Source organism: Bordetella trematum (assembly GCF_900078335.1).
Taxonomy (GTDB): domain Bacteria; phylum Pseudomonadota; class Gammaproteobacteria; order Burkholderiales; family Burkholderiaceae_B; genus Bordetella; species Bordetella trematum.
Map to the genome: position 1 here is coordinate 15205 of NZ_FKBR01000008.1, position 18011 is coordinate 33215.

General features: G+C 61.3%; 25 protein-coding genes. 10 read left to right on the forward strand and 15 right to left on the reverse strand.

The genetic code is table 11. The annotated features are described in order from the left end of the window. Nucleotides 1-2: 2 nt before the first annotated feature. The 7 genes from A7V84_RS02335 to A7V84_RS20570 form a co-directional block, all read right to left on the reverse strand. Nucleotides 3-227: a hypothetical protein gene (locus A7V84_RS02335; RefSeq protein WP_063491446.1), complete on the reverse strand. Its 225-nt coding sequence runs from the start codon at nt 225-227 to the stop codon at nt 3-5. Between the two features lie 48 nt (nt 228-275). Next, complete coding sequence (locus A7V84_RS02340) at nt 276-1454, reverse strand: phage major capsid protein (RefSeq protein ID WP_063491447.1); 1179 nt, start codon at nt 1452-1454, stop codon at nt 276-278. A 10-nt stretch (nt 1455-1464) separates the two neighbouring features. Then, nucleotides 1465-2334, reverse strand: a complete 870-nt coding sequence (locus A7V84_RS02345; protein WP_063491448.1) for a head maturation protease, ClpP-related — start codon at nt 2332-2334, stop codon at nt 1465-1467. 9 nt (nt 2335-2343) lie between these two features. After that, nucleotides 2344-3642 carry a phage portal protein gene (locus A7V84_RS02350; RefSeq protein WP_063491449.1) on the reverse strand — a complete coding sequence of 433 codons (1299 nt, stop codon included), beginning with the start codon at nt 3640-3642 and terminating at the stop codon, nt 2344-2346. After that, a complete protein-coding gene (locus A7V84_RS02355; protein ID WP_063491450.1) occupies nt 3639-5363 on the reverse strand; it encodes a terminase large subunit in 1725 nt (574 codons plus the stop codon). Before A7V84_RS02355 ends, A7V84_RS02350 begins: the two co-directional genes overlap by 4 nt. A 1-nt stretch (nt 5364) precedes the next feature. Further along, on the reverse strand, nt 5365-5844 hold the full coding sequence (locus tag A7V84_RS02360; protein WP_063491451.1) for a phage terminase small subunit P27 family: 480 nt from the start codon (nt 5842-5844) through the stop codon (nt 5365-5367). A 118-nt stretch (nt 5845-5962) separates the two neighbouring features. Next, nucleotides 5963-6343 carry an HNH endonuclease gene (locus tag A7V84_RS20570; protein ID WP_082832911.1) on the reverse strand — a complete coding sequence of 127 codons (381 nt, stop codon included), beginning with the start codon at nt 6341-6343 and terminating at the stop codon, nt 5963-5965. A gap of 419 nt (nt 6344-6762) precedes the next feature. Between A7V84_RS20570 and A7V84_RS02370 the strand changes: the two genes are divergently transcribed. Continuing rightward, nucleotides 6763-7035, forward strand: coding sequence for a BrnT family toxin (locus A7V84_RS02370; RefSeq protein ID WP_063491453.1), 273 nt, complete (start codon nt 6763-6765; stop codon nt 7033-7035). Continuing rightward, nucleotides 7016-7294 (forward strand): BrnA antitoxin family protein, encoded by a 279-nt coding sequence (locus A7V84_RS02375; RefSeq protein WP_063491454.1) that lies wholly within the window; start codon nt 7016-7018, stop codon nt 7292-7294. Before A7V84_RS02370 ends, A7V84_RS02375 begins: the two co-directional genes overlap by 20 nt. Before the next feature lie 492 nt (nt 7295-7786). On the opposite strand, the gene A7V84_RS02380 is transcribed toward A7V84_RS02375, so the two are convergent. The 7 genes from A7V84_RS02380 to A7V84_RS02415 all read right to left on the reverse strand — a co-directional run bounded on the left by A7V84_RS02380 (nt 7787) and on the right by A7V84_RS02415 (nt 12211). After that, complete coding sequence (locus A7V84_RS02380) at nt 7787-8356, reverse strand: hypothetical protein (RefSeq protein ID WP_231940183.1); 570 nt, start codon at nt 8354-8356, stop codon at nt 7787-7789. Between the two features lie 61 nt (nt 8357-8417). After that, nucleotides 8418-8834, reverse strand: a complete 417-nt coding sequence (locus A7V84_RS02385) for a putative PDDEXK endonuclease (protein WP_231940124.1) — start codon at nt 8832-8834, stop codon at nt 8418-8420. 199 nt (nt 8835-9033) lie between these two features. Continuing rightward, nucleotides 9034-9816 carry an ATP-binding protein gene (locus A7V84_RS02395; RefSeq protein WP_082832912.1) on the reverse strand — a complete coding sequence of 261 codons (783 nt, stop codon included), beginning with the start codon at nt 9814-9816 and terminating at the stop codon, nt 9034-9036. Continuing rightward, on the reverse strand, nt 9758-10690 hold the full coding sequence (locus A7V84_RS02400) for a replication protein (protein ID WP_063491457.1): 933 nt from the start codon (nt 10688-10690) through the stop codon (nt 9758-9760). Before A7V84_RS02400 ends, A7V84_RS02395 begins: the two co-directional genes overlap by 59 nt. Beyond that, entirely contained in the window at nt 10687-11133 is a 447-nt protein-coding gene (locus A7V84_RS02405; protein WP_231940126.1) for a nuclease domain-containing protein, read from the reverse strand. Before A7V84_RS02405 ends, A7V84_RS02400 begins: the two co-directional genes overlap by 4 nt. Before the next feature lie 11 nt (nt 11134-11144). Beyond that, nucleotides 11145-11702, reverse strand: coding sequence for a hypothetical protein (locus tag A7V84_RS02410; RefSeq protein WP_063491459.1), 558 nt, complete (start codon nt 11700-11702; stop codon nt 11145-11147). Beyond that, entirely contained in the window at nt 11696-12211 is a 516-nt protein-coding gene (locus A7V84_RS02415; RefSeq protein WP_063491460.1) for a phage regulatory CII family protein, read from the reverse strand. Before A7V84_RS02415 ends, A7V84_RS02410 begins: the two co-directional genes overlap by 7 nt. Before the next feature lie 972 nt (nt 12212-13183). Here A7V84_RS02415 and A7V84_RS02430 point away from each other — a divergent pair. Next, on the forward strand, nt 13184-13876 hold the full coding sequence (locus A7V84_RS02430; protein ID WP_063491463.1) for a LexA family transcriptional regulator: 693 nt from the start codon (nt 13184-13186) through the stop codon (nt 13874-13876). Between the two features lie 21 nt (nt 13877-13897). Here A7V84_RS02430 and A7V84_RS02435 read toward each other — a convergent pair whose 3' ends face one another. Further along, complete coding sequence (locus A7V84_RS02435; protein WP_063491464.1) at nt 13898-14773, reverse strand: exonuclease domain-containing protein; 876 nt, start codon at nt 14771-14773, stop codon at nt 13898-13900. Between the two features lie 364 nt (nt 14774-15137). Here A7V84_RS02435 and A7V84_RS21005 point away from each other — a divergent pair, with 364 nt between their 5' ends. The 7 genes from A7V84_RS21005 to A7V84_RS02465 all read left to right on the forward strand — a co-directional run. Further along, nucleotides 15138-15305 carry a hypothetical protein gene (locus A7V84_RS21005; protein WP_156507928.1) on the forward strand — a complete coding sequence of 56 codons (168 nt, stop codon included), beginning with the start codon at nt 15138-15140 and terminating at the stop codon, nt 15303-15305. Between the two features lie 36 nt (nt 15306-15341). Then, nucleotides 15342-15551, forward strand: a complete 210-nt coding sequence (locus A7V84_RS02440) for a hypothetical protein (RefSeq protein WP_082832913.1) — start codon at nt 15342-15344, stop codon at nt 15549-15551. Beyond that, nucleotides 15539-15772, forward strand: a complete 234-nt coding sequence (locus tag A7V84_RS02445) for a hypothetical protein (RefSeq protein WP_063491466.1) — start codon at nt 15539-15541, stop codon at nt 15770-15772. Before A7V84_RS02440 ends, A7V84_RS02445 begins: the two co-directional genes overlap by 13 nt. Nucleotides 15773-15839: 67 nt before the next feature. Beyond that, nucleotides 15840-16250, forward strand: a complete 411-nt coding sequence (locus A7V84_RS02450; RefSeq protein WP_063491467.1) for a beta-sandwich lipoprotein — start codon at nt 15840-15842, stop codon at nt 16248-16250. A 456-nt stretch (nt 16251-16706) separates the two neighbouring features. Then, nucleotides 16707-16925: a hypothetical protein gene (locus A7V84_RS21590; protein WP_063491468.1), complete on the forward strand. Its 219-nt coding sequence runs from the start codon at nt 16707-16709 to the stop codon at nt 16923-16925. Between the two features lie 2 nt (nt 16926-16927). Further along, the gene (gene ssb, locus A7V84_RS21595) at nt 16928-17341 is read left to right on the forward strand and encodes a single-stranded DNA-binding protein (protein ID WP_082832914.1); all 414 of its coding nucleotides are present in this window, start codon (nt 16928-16930) and stop codon (nt 17339-17341) included. A gap of 15 nt (nt 17342-17356) precedes the next feature. Beyond that, nucleotides 17357-18011: recombination-associated protein RdgC (locus tag A7V84_RS02465; protein WP_235815944.1), on the forward strand; the 655-nt coding region annotated here is incomplete at its 3' end.

The window sequence follows — 18011 nt, forward strand, 5'->3', positions numbered from 1 at the left end:
GGTCAATCCTTCTTGACCCGTGCGCGCCGCGAAGTACCACTCGGCTCGCCGGTTCCGGTGGAGTCGTCCGCGGGGCCACTGGATACGGCTCCCTTGACGGGCGGCGAGACGAACTCCGCCAAGCCCTTCTGGACCAGGCGCTCGCCGATTCGTTCGGACACTTCGAACACATCACCACGGCGGCGCGTGCCCATGTGCTCGAAGGGAGAAATTGCCTTCACTTCCATGTGGGTCTCCTGGTAGCTGGGCGGCGGCACTCCACCGCCCCTGTTTCTTTAACCGCCGGCCGGCGCATCAAGGTCGTCGAAACCGCCCTTGACGAACGCCTCAGGCCGGAACACGGTCAGCGCCACGCGCTCTTCAACCAGCAGGGTCACGCGGTTGGTGACGACGTTGTCGCGGTCTTCCAGCGAAACGGTCAGATTCACGTCCTCGCGGTCCCAGCCCTGCGCGCCCATGGCGAAGGCGCCGACCAGGAAGTCGCCCGCGTCCATGGCCGTGGTCGTGACGATGGAGCGCCCCCACAGGCCGGCCTGCGTGACGAAGCGCGGGTTGGCGAACAGATAGCCGTTCGTCGTGTCCTTCAGCAGTTCGATCGCCGTCCAGTCGATGGGCGAAAGCACGATGCCGTCCGCGGGATACTCGGCCAGCTCGGCCTGCAACAGGGCGAGGCGCAGGCGGTCCAGGCGATTCTCGGCTTGCACGACCACGCCAGGATTGGCGTAGGCGATGGCTTGCGTGTAAACCCCGTCGATGTTCAGGCCCACGCCGCTGCCCTTGAGCAGTTGGCGGTCTTCGACCAGCTTCAGGCCGTAGCGCAGGCGTCCGTCGATATACGATTGCAGCATCGGCACGTCGGACAGGATCTGCTTCGTCGCGCGGATCCAGTGCGCGATGGTGGCCACGGGCGCCGAAGCATCTTCGAGCGTCAGCGTCGACTCGGGCTTGAGGGTGCCTTCAGCCACGGGCGCGGCGTTGTTGGTGAAGCCGGTTTCCCGCACAAACTCCACCGCATTGGACGAGGTGCGCCCCCAGCTGAGAAGGTCGCGCACACGCAGCTGCTGGTTGGGCGGTGCGACGATACCCGGCACGCGCTGGGGCACGACCAGGTCGCCGGCCGTCGTGGTGCTGATCTCGGCGCTGACGGGTGCGCGGAACTTGCCGCGCGGATTGGAGGCGAAAGCAGAGAAGTCCTCGCGCTCGGTAAACTGCTCGCCCATCGACTTCGGCCGAGCGCCCTCGCCGCCACCATTCTGGACTTTCGCCAAGAGTTGTTCGGCGGTGGCCAAACGGGCCTGCAGTTCGCCCTGAGTGGTCAGGGTCTTGTCGATATCGGCGCGCAGCTCCTGGTCCATCGTGCCACGCGCGCTGGCCTTCTCGGCCATGCTCTTCAGCTGGTCGCTGACGGTTTTCAGGCTGGCGTTGATCTGTTCGATTTGTTGTTCCGGCGTCATGATGTGTTCCTTACTTGAGGATCGTTGTGAGAGATGCGGCCAGATCGGCCGTGGTGCTGAGGGCAGCCGGGTGACCCATGCCGCGTCCGGTGGCATCACGCACACCGCTGCCAGCCGAATCGCTCAGGCTGGACTTGAAATCTGATATGAGGCGCTGGGCCTCGCTGCGTGGCAGACCGGCGGCGCGCATGACGGCCTCGACACGGCGCACTGCGCTGGCCGAAGTCTTTGTGTTTGCCTTATCGACCTGGTCGGATGCAAGCAACTCGTCGGCGAAGCCCTGCTCCACTGCCTGGCTGCCGCCGATCCAGGTCTCGCCGTCCATCTGGCGCTGCACCACATCCATTTCCTGGCCAGTGCGCGCCGCATAGATATCAGCCATGGCCGCGTCGAACGGCTCCATGGTGGCGGCGAACTCCCGCAGGTCATGCCGGTTGCCCTGAGCCACCACCCAGCAGTTATGGATCATCAGGAAGCCGGCACGCGCGATCTGCACGGTGTCGCCAGCCATGGCAATGATCGAGGCTGCCGAGGCCGCCAGGCCAAGCACCTTGATGGTCACCTCACCCTGGTGCTCGCGCAGCAGGTTGTAGATGGCCAGGCCCTCGAACATGTCGCCGCCTGGGCTGTTCACGTTCACGGTCACAGGGCCTGCGCCCATACCGCGCAGCGCACTTGCGACGCGTTTGGCCGTAACGCCCTCGCCAGTCCACCAGTCGTAGCCGATGACGTCATACACGCTGATGGAGCGATCCTCCTTGGACTCGATGGCGGCGCGCACGCCGGCGTCCCAGCGTTCCAGGGCGCGTGGCGCCAGATACGACGAAACGGCCGCGCAGGGGCGCCCGCCCGGCGCGGCTGGCAGGGATTTGATGCTCATGGAATTTCCTCAGGTGTCGGCCGACGCGGCCATCATGTCTTTCAGCCAGTTCGCCATTGCAGCGCGGGCCTGTTGATCTGCGGTGTTGCTGCCCAGGCTGTCGAGCGGTGCGAGAGCGGTCTGCACAGTCAGCACCGCAGCATTGCCGCCCATCGGAGCCCGGTCTTCCAGCTCCCGCACCTCGTCGCGAGTCAGGATCCCGTTGTTCACCATGACGCTATAGAACGCAGCACGGGCGGCACTGTCGGAGCGCAGCAAGCCTTCAACGGCAAACTTGGGGTAGTAGCGGCTCCGCTCGGCGGGCGTCAGCAGATCCTTCACGATGGATTGCTCGATGCGCTTGAGCCATGGGCGCAGGGTGAACACCAGAAAGCCGATCATCTGCTGCTCGATGCCGGTGCCCCAACTGGTGGATTTCTCGGTGTGGCCAACCATCCAGGGCGGCACGCGGAACCAGCGGCAGATCTCCTCGACACTGAAAGCGCGAGACTCCAGCATCTGGGCATCCTTCGGGTTGATGCCGATGGTGCCCACCTCCATCTCGTTTTCCAAGATGAGAGGCGTGGCTGAGTTGATGGCGCCGGAGGCTCGCTCAGTGATGAAGGTCCGAGCCTCTTCCCGCTGATTGTCCTTCAGCAGCTTCGGATATTTGAACCAGGTGGTGGGCATCAGGCCGCGCTTGAACGTGCCGGCGGCTGCCTCATCCGTGGCCAATGCTGCCCCGAAGACTTGCGCCCCGTACCTGATGACCGACACGCCGGTTTGACCGTCCAGAGACCAACCCGGAATGGTCCAGATCCGCGAGGCCGGAATGATGCGCTGCCGGCCGTCGTCTTCGGTGTAGCGGCATTCCTTCGCCCCGTCTGCCCTGCGAGTGATAGCCAGCCGCCCGGGATACAGGAACTGCAGGCCGACGACTCGTTCGCCGACCATCAGCTTCTCGCACCGAGCATTGCCGCGCAGCAGCATCGCAGCTACCACGGCCTCCCAGTGCACCGACGACACCGTGTCTGCGTTCGGCTGCGTGCCCAGGATGAAGTGCAGCGGATGCTGCGGAGCTGGTCGCTTGCCGTTCGTCGTGCGCTCGTGCATTCCGAGCGGCAGCGTGCCGATAGTTTCTGAGATCAGCCTGGCGCATGCCCAGACGGCTGACAGCTGCAGGATGTTCTGATCGTTGACGTTGACCCCGGCTGAACTGGTTGCGCCCAGCCGGGCCCACGCGTCCACATCGGTGAGGCCGAACGGCGCGCCGAGCCAGCCGAGCACCGCGGCGCGGAGCCGACCAACCTTCTGCGCTTTATGTTTCATCCGATCACCGCGTTGTTGAAAAAGTCTGAGAGGTCGGGCCCTTCGGCGCCGGCCATCGCACGACCGATTGCCATGATCACTGCCACGGCGCCGTCGATCTTGTTGTCGTTGCCCTGCTTGATGGGACGCATCACGTCATCACTGCCGGGCATGTACTTGGCAATCAGGTTGCCAACGCACCAGGTCATGATCGGGTGGCCGTCATGGTGGAACCGCCCGGACAACACCGCCGCCTCGAACTCCTTCATGGCGTCGGCCATGTTGGTGTAGTTCTGGATAATCGTGATGGGGTTCAGCCCTTCGTCGTCCAGCTGGTGCGACAGGTTCGCCGCGCCGTGCGGGTCGATGGGACAGGCCACCACCGGCGCCAGCTCGTTCACTTCCAGCGCTTCGGCCAGCACGTCGCGGTAGTCGATCTCGGCGCCGTCCGTCTGGATCAGGTGCTCCGACGCCACCCAGGCCTGGTACCGATCCGCAAGCCTGCGGTTCTCGGTGCCCTGCACCGTATCCTCTGGCACCCAGAACGCCGGCGCGACACAGTAGTAGTGCCGCTTGCCCGCGATATCCTTCCAGAACAGCTTCACCTGCGCGGTAAGGTCCACCTTCGACGCCAGGTCGTGCGCCAGGACACAGTCCCAGCCCTTGAACTGGTCCAGCGACAGGCTTGGATCCAGACACGGCGCCGACATGAACTTCGCCATGTTGATGAAGCCGGACTTCGCCGCGGTCCAGACGTTCAGGTGCTTCGTCTTGAACTTCCCGGCGAAGCGTGCACGCCTGATGGCCTGCTGCTGCTGTGCCACCAGGTAGTCCTCGTAGACCGACACACCCATGTTCGGATTGGCCTTGGCCAGCACCTTCGGGTCGGTCCAGTCGTCGCCCTCGTCAATGGTCCAGATCCAGCCGAACAGCTCATCGTTCGGTACCAGGCCCTCGAGCATCTCGATGACTTCCTGCCGCTTGTCGTAGCAAGGCCCGGCGATGTTGGCGCCGGCGGTCGTGATGATGAACATCAGTGGCTGTCTGCGTGCGCCCATGCCGGTCTGCATGGTCACGTACAGGTCATCCGAGTCGTGCTCGTGGTACTCGTCCACGACCGCGCACGATGGCGAGGAGCCGTCACCAGGGTTTCCGATGATGGGCTCAAACCGGCTGCCGTCCTCGGGTCGGTTCAGGTTGCCTGCGTTGACCTCGATGCCCAGCAGATCCTTCAGCTCGGGCGTGCGGTTCACCATCAGGCGAGCTGGCCGGAACACCTCCCAGGCCTGCTTCTCGGTCGTCGCACCGCTGTAGACCTCGGCGCCGAACTCGCCGTCGGCGCAGAACATGCCCAGCGCGACGCCGGCGGCGATCACGCTTTTGCCGTTCTTGCGCGGCACCTCCCAGTAGGACTCTCGAAAGCGACGCAGGCCGTCCTTCTTGCGCACCCAACCGAACGTGCACGCTATGCCGAATGCCTGCCAGGGCTCGAGCTTCACCTTTTGCTTCAGCCGTGCCCATTCGCCCTTCGTGTGCGGCAGGAACTCGATGAAGCGCAACTTCTTCTCGGCCTTGGCCGGGTCGAAGCGGTACGGGAAGTCCCTCGTCTTGCTCTTGGCCAGATCGTCCAGGTGCCGCTGGCACGCCAGCACGATGAACCGGCAGCACGGCGCCTTGCCCCGCACCACGTCGCGCGCGAACTGCGTGGCCACCGCCACGCGTGGATACTTGCCAGTCGCCATGTCACATACTCAGGATGGCGGCCAGCTCGTCGCCGGCGGTGCGTTTCTTCGGGCCCAGCAGCCGCTGTCGGCTCGACGGGTCCAGGCCGAGCAGTGAGCCGAACGTTGCCATCTGCCTGGTGGCCTCGTTGATGACCGTGGCCGCCGGGTTCTTCACCATGCCGCCCTGGGCGCCCGGCACCGTGATGCCGTACTTCGAGATATCGGCTTCTGCTGCACGGAATCTGCCGTATGCCGCGCAGTAGAACTCCAGGTTCTGGATGTCGGTGGCCTGCAGCACCTGTTGCGCGCACAGCAGCGGCGCCAGGTGCTGCCACAGATCCCGCCCTGCTCCCTGCAGCCACTCGGGAGGATCGATATTCACGATCCCCTCGAACTGCGGCGCGTCTTTGTTCAGCGCCCGCTTGCCAGGGTTGCCTGCGGCGATCTTGCGCTCGGTCGGTTTGGGCTTGCGGCCCGACCGGCCTGCGACACCTGCCATAGGTCAACTCCCTAATTTCATTTTTCGCGGGTGTAAAAAAACGATTGAGCGGCAGGTGTCCGGGCAAACGACCCCAGACTTTCTACCCTCCCCCCCTTGCGCGCCGCCGTGAGCGCGATCACAACTGCCGACGACGTCGCCCCGCCTGGGCCTCTGCCTGGCTCTTCGCCCGGTGGCAGTTCCGATTGATCGCCCGCAGGTTGTTCGGGTCATCGTTGAGCTCGCCGCTGGGCCCGCGTGCGTTGTCTATGTGGTCCACCTCGTGCGCAACCAGCGGCAATGGCCTGCGCTTGCACTCATCGCACTGGCACAGGTAGCCGTCTCGCTCCAGGATCTGGTCACGTAGCCGACGCCATGGCCTACCGCCTCGGCCGGCCTGCTGTGGACTCTTTGCCCAGACCCTCGCCAAATGCGCGTGGGCCTCGCAATAGCCGTTGGCATTGCGGTGTAGCGTGTTGCACCCGACTGCACGGCATGGCCTCTGCGGCCTGCGAGCCATTCAGGTACGCACCAGTACGATCTCAACCCGACCGTACCGGCGCTCCTTCTTCGTATCGGTGCGCTTGGCGTTTATCTGCACCTTCCCGTCCTGATTCACTACGTGAACCAGCACAAACCCTCTTCGGGTATCCGCCGTAACGCACTGGGAGACTCGCTCCCCATCCAGCCACACCACCGGGCGCACCGAGCACGGCAAGCCGCGATAGGCGCGATAGCCAGGATCACCCTGGCTCACAGATAGCCGCATTGCCATTTCCTTTGAGTTTGTGCCGGGTGCTACCTAATGCACACCGCCCGGCGCGATGACCCAACCCCCGCGCGCCATGACTAACGCGCGGCCCTCGGTAGCGGGAGGGGATATAGAATGTACATACGTTTTGCTTGACGACCAACCAAAATGTACATACAATTTGATCTATGGACATCACCTACGACCCCGCCAAGAACGACAAGAACATCGCCGAACGCGGCTTGTCGTTCGAACTGGCCCATGGATTCGAGTGGAACAGCGCATTGGTCATAGAAGATGCCCGCCAGGACTACAGCGAAGTCCGCTACCAAGCCCTGGGGAAGATTGATGAACGCCTTTACATGCTTGTGTTCACAGTGCGCGGCGAAGCAATCCGCGTTATCAGCCTGCGTAAGGCCAACAGCAGAGAGGTAGCCCGCTATGAAAAAGCCCAATCCTGAAATGATCGACAAGGACAACCCCGAATGGGGCGAGGCCGAGTTTGCCCGCGCCAAGCCCGCGTCCGAGGTATTGCCTGCCGCGCTTCAAGCGAAGCTCGGACTTCGCCGCCGTGGGCCGCAGAAAGCGCCGACCAAGCAAGCCGTCACTATCAGGCTCTCGCCCGAAGTCCTGGACGCCTTCAAGGCTTCCGGGGCTGGGTGGCAAACACGTATGGACTCCGCGCTGAAAGAGTGGCTACGAACGCACCAACCGTCCTAGTCGGTGCCCGCCCAGCTCTGGATCAGCAACTCGGCACGGGGCGCACCAGCACCAAGGCCACGCTTACGCTTTGGCGTGAAGGGGCAGTTTTCGGGATCATGTCCACCAAACATGAGAGGCTCCAATAAAGAAGCCCCGACCGGATCACCGTATCGGGGCTTTGTGTTGATGAAGCAGACTAAAGAAATCGAACCTGCGGAGCGCCGCCTCTCTACAGGTTCGCAATCCGCTGCTTTCGGCCTCTTAGCCAGCCGTCAGAAAAGGTGCCGGGCCAGACGTGTGCTGCAGATGGGATCGTTGCACACCCACGCCCTAAGCCCACTCTATATCGAACGCGCTTAGGGGTGATCCCACTGATTGCCAGTTATTCCCCGGCTGGGGCAATTCCGCGCGACCTATTGGTTTCGGCTATTCAAGCCTCATCAGGCGCGGTGCGCACTGGGCAACGCCCGCAAAAACGCAAAAACCCTGGTTTTGGGCCAGGGTTTTTTGTCAGGACAGACTTGCTACGAGTCTGGGATTATTCTGCCGCGCCTGATTCACCATGTCAAGTGCTGTCGGCAACTCCTGACTCTGGAAATCTGTCACCAAGCCAGCATCCCTCATTCGGGTATCAAGGCGTACCAGCGCTGCACGCTTCACACCGCCGACCAATACCCGATACGCACTCGCAGGACGCTGCAGCGCCGAGTAGGGAAGGTCAAAGGTATCAGAAAGGCGACGAAGGCGCGGCTGGCCTCTCAGCACATGCGACGCCAGCATATCGGTCACCTCACGTTCAATGCTGCCCTGCTCTGCCTCGGGGGTCAGCCACTCCGAGACTCGGCGCGTGCTTGCCGCTGCCTCCGCCCCCGTGCCGTACTGACCACGAAGCACGTGGAACCCGATGCTGTCACCGAGCGTCCGCTCCAGCACCTTGACGATATAAACAGCCTGGGCATGCCATTCATGAGGGGAAAGCCCTGAGAACGATTTCGGCTCGAATGCTGCGTCAAAACGCTCCCGTAACGCCTCGCAGATCAGCTGAGTCGCGTTCTTCGGCTCGATCGGATAGGCCAGCATCAAGTACGCGGCTGCAACAGCATGCTCCGCGCGAGAGAAAGTACCCGGTTCGTGCCTCATGTCAGATGTACCCCGGCCCGGTGATTTTCGAAGGGATCTTCTCGCGCAGCCACTGCATGGCGGTATCCCAGCCCATGATGATCGTGTGCCGTCCTGCCACCGGCCAATGGCTGGCGTTGGCATGGTGGGCGTCGATCATCACGGACTCTCCTCGCGCCCCCGTTTGGCGATAGATCAGCACCGGCACGCCAGTACCGGCCTGCTCCTGCGCCTGACGCCACCAGGCAGGCAGACAAAGCGTATTGGCGTGCTTGCACTCAATACTGATGTGCGCCAGGGCGGCGTCATCGCATACCACGTCGCTATCACCGTCATGGTTGCGCACTCGGCGGCGCCAGATGATCCCGGTCGCCTCGGTCAACATGCCGGCAACCTTGCGCTCGTATGCTGCGCCCTTCGTTCTGGACAACTTGCTCATGCCCGCCCCCGCTTGCCCTTCGCGCTGGGCCGCATGCTGCCAATCTTCGGTTCGGCCTCCTGCGCACGCGCCGCTGCCGCCGCCATGCACGCACCCATGCGATACCGCCCCTTCGACACCAGCGGCTGCCGGCCAGCCACGGCCACCGCCCTCTCAACCTTGGCCATCCCTTTCACCCTCCCGTCGCACTGGCTTTTCTTCATACCTTCACCCCACGATGGCTGGCCCAATCGAAAATAACCATGCGCCCACCGCCTTCGCGCATGCGATCCATGACGCGCTCACCCAACTCCTGAACCAACTGCTCCTTGGCGAGATTGCTCAACAAGATTGTCGGTTTCATCGCGTTGTATCGAGTGTTGATCACGCTGGAGAGAATGATCCGCTCCGAGTCCGTCCCGTACTGATTGCCGATCTCGTCCAGCACCAGCAGATCGGGGGCGGTCAATTTTTCAATCACTGCCGCCTCGGTCATCGCCGCGTCCTTGCGATAAGTGCTTTTGACCGCCTGCATCGCATCAAGCACCACCGCAAAGCGCGCCGAATAGCCTGCAGCCAGTACGCGGTGAATAATTCCTATCGCCAGGTGCGTCTTGCCTGTCCCCGGCTTGCCGCAGAAGATCAACCCCCGGCCTGACGCGCGGGCTTCGGCAAAGCTATCGGCGTAATCCACCGCAACGCCCAGCGCGATACCCTGCCCGCCCCCAGAAGCCGCGTGGTAGGTATCCAGCGTCTTGCCGTGGTAACGAACGGGCACGTCGGCCTGACGCATCAGAGTCGCCCGGGTTGCCTCCGCCTCTACGCGGAACCGCTCTGCCTGCTGGCGCTTGGCATTGCATACCGTGCAATCCGACCATCCAACGGGCGTTTTCATAGCCATAAACTCGCCGTGCTCCGGGCAGTGCCGGGCCTCCGTCTCGAAGTTAAAACCGGCCATCGTCGTCAACACCGCTGCGGTAGTCTTGGCTGTCGAAATTTCCATGCTGTCTCGGTCCTTTGCCTGCCGGCTGAGTCGTAGGGTTGCGGTAGCGCGGGCTGACTGCGTCACGCTGAGCGCCCCCAAGCCAGTTCACGATGAATTTGTTAATCCCCCGGCGCGTCTTGCGCTTGGCCGGGTTCGCCTTCAGCCAAACGGCCATTTGCCGCATTGCGTCCAGCACGTTCACTTGCGGGTAGGCCGCGCTCCACTCCGCGACCTCTTCACTTGTCGGCACATGCTCGGAGCCGTCACTCAGCAGCATCGGCTGGGCAGCGGGAGGCGGAGCATCGCCATCTTCGGAGCCGATCAGCGAAAACTGGTCGGCAGAAGAAGGAACTGCGCCAGCAGTTACTTCTTTATGTTTTATGTCTTTTGGAAGGTTGTCTTTTGTGTGTCCCGATCCGGGACTAGCGACCTGTCCCAATTCAGGACACCCACCCTGTCCCGATTCGGGACATGTCCCGATTTGGGACACCTGTCCCGGTTTGGGACACCCACCCTGTCCCGATTCGGGACTAGCAGGAGCCTGAGCAGGTACGCTCGGCAACCATTCGGCATAGTTCTTGTTCACGCCCACAATCGAGCCGTAGCGGCCCGCACGCTTATGGATGACCTTCATGGCGGCCAACTCGTTCAAGGCAGTGCTGACGTGCTGGCGCGGCGTCTTCGCGAGAATGGCCGACAGCTGCGATGCCGACAGGTCATCCTCTTTCTTGCCAAAGCCATACGTCTTACGGATCACCGCCCGCAATACCTTGTGTTGCCGGTCAGTAAACGGGTGCGCCAGGATCGCGTCCTCCAGCTCGTTGGAGATCCGCATAAAGCCGTTCTCAAGCTGGGGGGATTTCGGCGTCATGGGCAGCACCACAGCGCTCATGGCGCACTCCCGTACAAAAGCTGATACCCGCGCTCGGCCTCTTCCGGCCACTTACCCATGGCCATAACAGCCTGACGCGTCTGAGCAAGGCCCAGCTCGAAATAGCGCACCTTGTCTTCAGCAGGCGCACCAGATTGATCAATATAGAAATGGCAGCCATAGCAGCCGAAGGCGATGGCCCAGTCATGCGCCTTGATGCCCGCCCCCTTGCCGTGTTTGGCAAGGTTCGAATGGCAGGCAACCGTCGTGTCACGCGCTGACTTGCTGTGCCCCAGGCACCAGCCAGGAACCAACAGCGTGCAAGCCTGGCCCTGCGCCAGATCCAGCAAGGCCCGATTGCGGTAGACAGTCTTGGTGGCACGCTTACCAGGCCGGCGCGCACGCATGGCCGCACGTGGGGGCGCCATCGGGGTCTTGCGCTGCAAGGGCTTGCCGGGCTTCATGGGGGTGCGCCTCATACAGACCTCCACAACCGCTCACCGACAAGGCCGCGGCCAATGCTGCGCACCTTCCCCTGCCGAGTCAGATCAAACAGCACCTGCCGCGCAGCAGCACCAGCAGCATCGAGACGCGACACGCCCTCCCAAGGGTCAACAGGTATCAAGTACGGCAGCAGTACCTCGCCCAGCTCTGCCTCAGAGATCGCCTGCACGAACGTCGACACGTGCGCATAGGCGGCCTGGATCCCCTGGGCCGTCACGCGATAGCCCATGAAGATTTGCCCCAGGCCCTCACGCCGCTGGACGTAGTCAAGAAAGGGCCGGCGGATCAACGCATGAAAGCGCCTGGCGGCCTCGCGGTTGTGATCAAGATCGGCGCGGCTGGAAACGCCGCACACCTGGCGGACATACTCTGCTGCGGAATCGACAGTCACCGGCACCGGGCCACGGTAGTCGGCCTGACCGCTGACCCAACCATGAAATTGCGGCGCCTGGCACTGCATGCCCGACAGACGGGCCAGCTGGTCGCCCCCACGGCGCGGGAAAGGGGTACGTTTGTCAAGGGTCAGCATTCGACCCTCGTCAGGTTGCGCACTGCACGCAGGCAAAGCACCGCCAAGTCCCAGAACGATTTATGCAACGCACTGCGCTCTGCGGGATCGACCCTGCCGTCAGCAACCGCCGCCAGATAGGCCGTATTCAGCTTTCCAACTTTGACGCCCGCCTGCATGATCTTCTGCAAGAGCGCAGCCAGCTCGTCAGGATGGCCGCCCACAGGAGCAGGCGGCACCGACACAAAAACCAAACCATGCTCGACCGATGCGTAGGTCTGCAGCCAATCGCGGGCGTATTCAGCGCCCCCGGCCTTCTCAAGCATCCACTCAGTCAGCAAGGTCGCCATTTCAAAGCTCAGCGACTCCCCCTCTTGGCCGCTCAACTTGGCGCGCAGCGACTCAAAATGGATGCTCTTGCCCCGGCGCTCACTCAGGAACCGAGCAGCATCCTTCACGCCCCCAGGCGTGCGGCGAACATCGTTGTAAAGAACATCAAGCCAGTGATAGGCATCCAAACGGCTGGTCATGGGCTTACCTTGGTTTTGGGAAATATCAGGGTTTCGGCAATGCCCGCGCATCCATAAGATGGGAGGCATGGAACAGAAACATCAAACGTCAAGCGGACCGATCTGGACCTTGTCTGCTGGGTTGGCCGGAGCTGACGGCTGCGGTGAAGGCTGGGCCGGGGTCATCGCGCTATCCATGCGCTCTCTCCTTAAATCTGGCAGTCAGCCCCTTAGAATGGCTTCTCTCACGCAGAGCATTCGTTCCGAGTCAGAGGGGCTGAACAAAAATGGAAATACCAAAACGTGTAGATGGAACTGCCGCGGACTTCCGAGTGACGCGAAACCTCGATACTCAGGTCGTCTATCTGCAGTTCGAGCTCACCGGGGAACCCGACCCGACTTCGCAGAAGTGGACGGACTGGATCCCAATGAGCGAGCCGCTTCTTTCCAGAGCGATCGCGAGTCTTCAGCTCCAAGTTCAAGCGTTGACCCTTGCAAGACGCGGGCTTTTAGAAGACGAGAAGCATTAGGAGTAAGGCCAGGCAGTGGGTTCGCTTCGGATGCAGTAGGAGTGGCATGAAGGCGCAGCGCAGGCCGGATCAACCACAGCACGAAGCGGGCGTACAGAGAACGCATTAGGAAACCTCCCTCTTGAGACAAGGAGCAGCGCTGCTCGTGAAGAAAAACTGAATCAGCTGCTCACGCGTGAATCCAGCCCTACGACGTTGACAAGCCTGCCAAAGCGACTCCATTTTTCGCCGACGGGGAATCCTCCCTGCGCGCACTAGGTGGACCTCGATGTAGCCGGTTGTAGTCCCCGCCTCGAGGGCGAACGCACGCCGTTCCTCTGCGCTAAGGGAGAGGTAGAACGTCTTGAAATTGATGTTCGGTGTGGTCATTGGAAGAGTTTATTACCTTAACGGTAATAGCTCAACCAAATGTTTACCTTATTGGTGCATTTACCATTGTGGTAAAGCGATGTGCAATGAAGCCATGAAATCGATCAAGAGAATTCGCCAAGAGAACTTTGCCAGGGCAGTTGATGAGCACTGCAAAGGAAGCCAGACTGCGGCAGCAGAAGCTCTTGGCTACTCCACCCCGTCCCTTGTCAGCAGGTATGCCACTGGGGCAAAGGACATAGGGGACAAGACAGCGCGGAAGATAGAAGCGGCTTTTGACTACCCTGCATATTGGATGGACGCCGACCATTTAGACATCCAGCCCCCCTCGTCTCAGCCTTCCATAGACGGAACGAAACTGACTGTTACCATACATAGATATGACACAGGAGGCCGGATGGGAAAGGCTGGAGTAGCGCTTCGGGATCAGCCTGGCGTGATTGAAAGCTGGAGCGTTAGCCGAGAGTGGCTAGAGAAAAATGTGAGGAGCGCCGGCGCAACGAACGGGTTGTGCATCGTCACCGGGTTCGGTGACTCAATGCGGCCGATGTTCAACCCGGGAGATCCCCTAATCGTAGATTCCAGCGTCAAGTCAGTGGACTATGACGCCGTCTATTTTTTTCGTGTTGATAACGAAGGCTTCATCAAACGGCTGCAGCGCGTCCCCGGCAAGGGGCTACTCGCGATTTCAGAGAATCCGGCATACCGGGACTGGGTCATTGACCCGACCATGGATTTCGAAGTGTTTGGCCGCGTTCTTAAAGTATGGTGCAGCCACGATTTCTAAGTCGTAGCTACCCCCGCAAGGTCAATCATCCATAGCTGACTCTAGCAGCGCCAGAAAGTCGCTTTCGCCAAGAATTCGCAACTCCGCCCCTTGGCCAATCAGCGTCTCGGCCTTGATATGTTTGGCGCTTTTATCCTTCCCGCCGAGCTTGGCAATGTCCTGATCCCCGACAACCAGGATAGTAGTTTTCTTGGTAACGCCAGTCGCAACGTCACATCCAGCCTTGGCTGCCCGGCTGGCAGCCTCCTGCCTTGACATCGACAGCTGCCCTGTGAACACGACCACCTCACCCGCCAGGTGGCCATCCTCATTGCCTTCCTGCGCTACAGAAGCAATGTATGACCCATCCGCCTGCGGCAGCCTACGCTTCACTCGGCGCAGCCACCACTCCAGCGGCTTACCACTCTCTTCAATCGCCCTAACTAGAATGATCCCCGCTGTAGCAGCGTCGGCGAGCGCGTTATGGTGTCGAAACGTGATCCCCAGCATGTGGGCGACGTTAGCGAGACCATAGCCCTTCCGTGATACCGCAGGCCACGCCCTCCGAGCAACTTGCGCCGAATCAAGCCAAACACAATCACCTACGACTCCGCCCGAGATAGCGAAGGCTCTGCTCAAGGCTGTGCGGTCGAAACCTGTGTGTGACACCACCACCGCACCATCTAAGCGACCCCTTACCTCGGCCATGAGAGATTGAAACGACGGCGCCCCACGAACTGCTGATTCTGTAATTCCGTGAATACGCGTATTAACTGGATCGAAGTAGTCCGCCGGGTCTACCAGCGACAGCCATTCATCGACTTTCTCCCCGCCCCGAAACGTTGCAATCCCGATCTGGCAAATGCTCGCCATATTTGGGTTAGCTGTTTCCACATCAATCGCGACAAAGCTTGGCATCACCACTCTCCGTAACAGGTCGAATCTTGATCGTACCTTAGGTGACAAAGTAGGCCAAAGCTATTGAATTCCCAAAACGGTAAAAAAAAAATAATCAAAGCAGTTACCGTTTTGGTTCCATTAAAATTACCATTTAGGTAAACTCTTTCTACGACCTGCTCTTTAACAACCGAGGCCGCCCGCCCCCAACCAGGGAAGGGCGAAACAGAACCACCCCAGAGGTCAGCGCCTCCGGGCCTCTGTGTTCCTGGCAAACGCCAGGAAACGCCCAGCCGGGCGTGGCGACGATAACCCCGGCCATCTGCCTGCGCCGTGACAGGACGCAGACCGATGATTCGCCCCATGCAGGGGCTTGGAGAAAGCAATGGAGTACGGATGGCCGCAGATCGTGGTGATCGTGTGGTTCGGCATGTGCATCTGGGTGTCGTTGATGAACGACGGACAGCCGATAGGCGGAAAACACAGTTTCGTGGTCCGTCTGATTTTCACCGCCATCACCGCCTGGATCTTGAAAGAAGGCGGCTTTTTCTAAACCCCGGTGCGCCGGGGATGCACTGAGGAAATGACTATGACAACCGTACACGACCTGCTGATGATCTGCCCTGACGACCAAATCACGCGCATGCAAATCGTGTGGAAAGCGGTAGCCGCCGGCCAATGGAAGGAAGCCGCGCACCATCTGCGCAACGCGGAAAATGAAGGCGAATCGTCCTGGCATGACCGCTGCGGCATGCTGGCTGATGAGTTCGATAGCAAGGTGGAAGTATGCGCCGCCTGATCTTCATCCGCCACCGGGTTCTGCGCTTCACGCGCAGCGACCTGACGGGCTTTCAAGTTCTGTACCGTGACCGTCTGCTTTTCGGCCGCATCCGCGTCTGGCGAACTGAGATTGACCGCGAAGACGTTCCATCTTGGGCATTCATTGCGCAAGCCTGCCTCGGGTCAACAGACTGGGAGTCGCGACTATTCAAAGAGTATGCGCATCTCCGGCCCGCCTGACAGCCCCTACTCAAGCGCCTGCGTGCGGGGGATCGGCAGCGGCTGTCGCTGACAACAGAGAAAACCAATGAAAAAACTCCTTATCGCCTTGCCTCTCACTGTCGCAATAGCTGGCTGCAGTACCGACGCCGACGTCGCGCAACGCAACCTGTCAAAAGCCGCAGACCAATTCGAGATAAACCGGCGCATCGTTTTCTACAACGGAATCACTGACCGCTACATGCTCTCCATCGAAGGGCTGTGCAGCGTTGAAACCAGCAGCAGTGGCCATGTGCTGCACGTGATCTGCAAGACCGGCCCGAGCGAATTCAAAAAGCACATGCTGGGCTTGTCCGACAACGTGACCTTCTTTGTCGAGCAGCTCCACCCCGCCAAGGCCAGCGTCTACCACTACCGCGTGGTGTTTAAACCCCAGGCAATCATCCCGGATATCGAGTTTGCTGGAAGCACCGACGCTCTGAAAGTCCTCGCCAAGTAAGAAATACAGCGACCCTCCCCGCTATATCGGAGGGCCATCGATCTAGGCGTCACCCCGCCAGCCACAAGTCGGGGCCAGCAACCAGCGGAGGCCGTCATGTGACCGCACCGAGGTTTAGCCCCTGAGTACGCGGGCGCAGAGAGCCGGGCGATATCGGCATGGGTCATAACTTGGCTGATGGCTGGAGGAGCACCCACCCTCTGTATGCCAGGTGACGCCGCCAGACGACATTTGGAAGGACGCCAGCCTGAGGCGCACAGGCCCATGAGGGACATGGCCATAGCCCTAACGCCCTGGCAAACCAGGGCCATCAAGATCGCCCCTCGCCGACACCGGGTTAGCGCCGGGCAGTCACCCCCTCCTTGTGAACAAACGCTGCTTCATGCGAGCGGCTAGGGGCGACCTTGATGGCTTCGCCTGCAGCACCCCTCCCCCACATTCCCCTAGGAATCCCACATGAGAAAGAAATCATCGGTGGGCCGGCGTGCTGCCGCCCTGCTCAGACTCGCCTATCGAAAGCAATGGGACATCAACGCCGTCTGCTACGGCGGCAGCATCAGCGCACTGGTCTTCTGCGCGCTCATCCTCACCGGAGTCATCGGACCCAGCCTGGATGCCAACGACCAGACCGCAGAAGAACGCACCCGAAAAACCGCCATCGCCGCAAAGGAGTAACCGTGGCAAGCGTCAACAAAGTCATCCTGGTGGGCAACCTCGGGCGTGCGCCTGAAGTCCGCTACACGCCCGACGGCGCAGCAATCTGCAATGTCTCGCTCGCCACAACCTCACGCTGGAAAGATAAGGCCAGCGGGGAACCCCGCGAAGAAACCGAGTGGCACCGAGTGGTCATGCGCGGTCGCCTGGCCGAGATCGCCGGGGAATACCTGAAGAAAGGCGGGTCGATCTACATCGAGGGGCGCATCAAAACCCGCAAGTGGCAGGACAAGCAATCCGGCGCTGACCGCTACGCCACCGAAATCATCGCCGACCAGATGCAAATGCTTGGCGGCCGTGAGGGTGGAGCAACCCACGAACAAACTCGCAGCCCCTCCCACACGGCTGCGCCGACCGACCCCGACATTCCGTTCTAGCCCCTGGAGTTTCACATGTGGTTCAAAAACCTAAAGGTCTACCGCCTTTCGGCCGCTTGGTCGTGCCTGGGCGAAACGCTCGAAGCTGCGCTGGCGAAGCATGCCTACCAGCGCGGCAGCAATCTGGAAATGCAGCGTCTGGGCTGGGTATCGCCCCGCGAGAACGGCCAGCTGGCCCATGTCGTCAACGGTCAGATCCTGCTATCGCTGCGCGCCGAGAAAAAGGTACTGCCGTCGTCGGCCATCAATCAGGCTGCCAAGGCCCGCGCGAAGGAAATCGAAGAGCAGCAGGGCTACAAGCCCGGCCGCAAGCAGATGAAGGAAATCAAGGAGCGCGTCACCGACGAATTGATGCCGCGCGCCCTGTCCGTCTACCGCGATACCCGCGCCTGGATCGACACGAAGAACGGCTGGTTGGTGATTGACGCAGCGGCTGACGGCAAAGCCGACGAGGTGATAGGCCTGCTGGCAAAGACGGTCGACCCGCTGCCGCTGGAATACCTCTACGTGACGCAGCCCCCGGCTGCCGCCATGACTGGCTGGCTGGCGACAGACGAAGCGCCCGATAACTTCAGCATCGACCAGGACACCGAGCTACGCGCGAGCGGGGCCAGCAAGGCCACAGTCCGCTACATCAAGCACAGCGTGGACGCCGATGACGTGTGCCGCC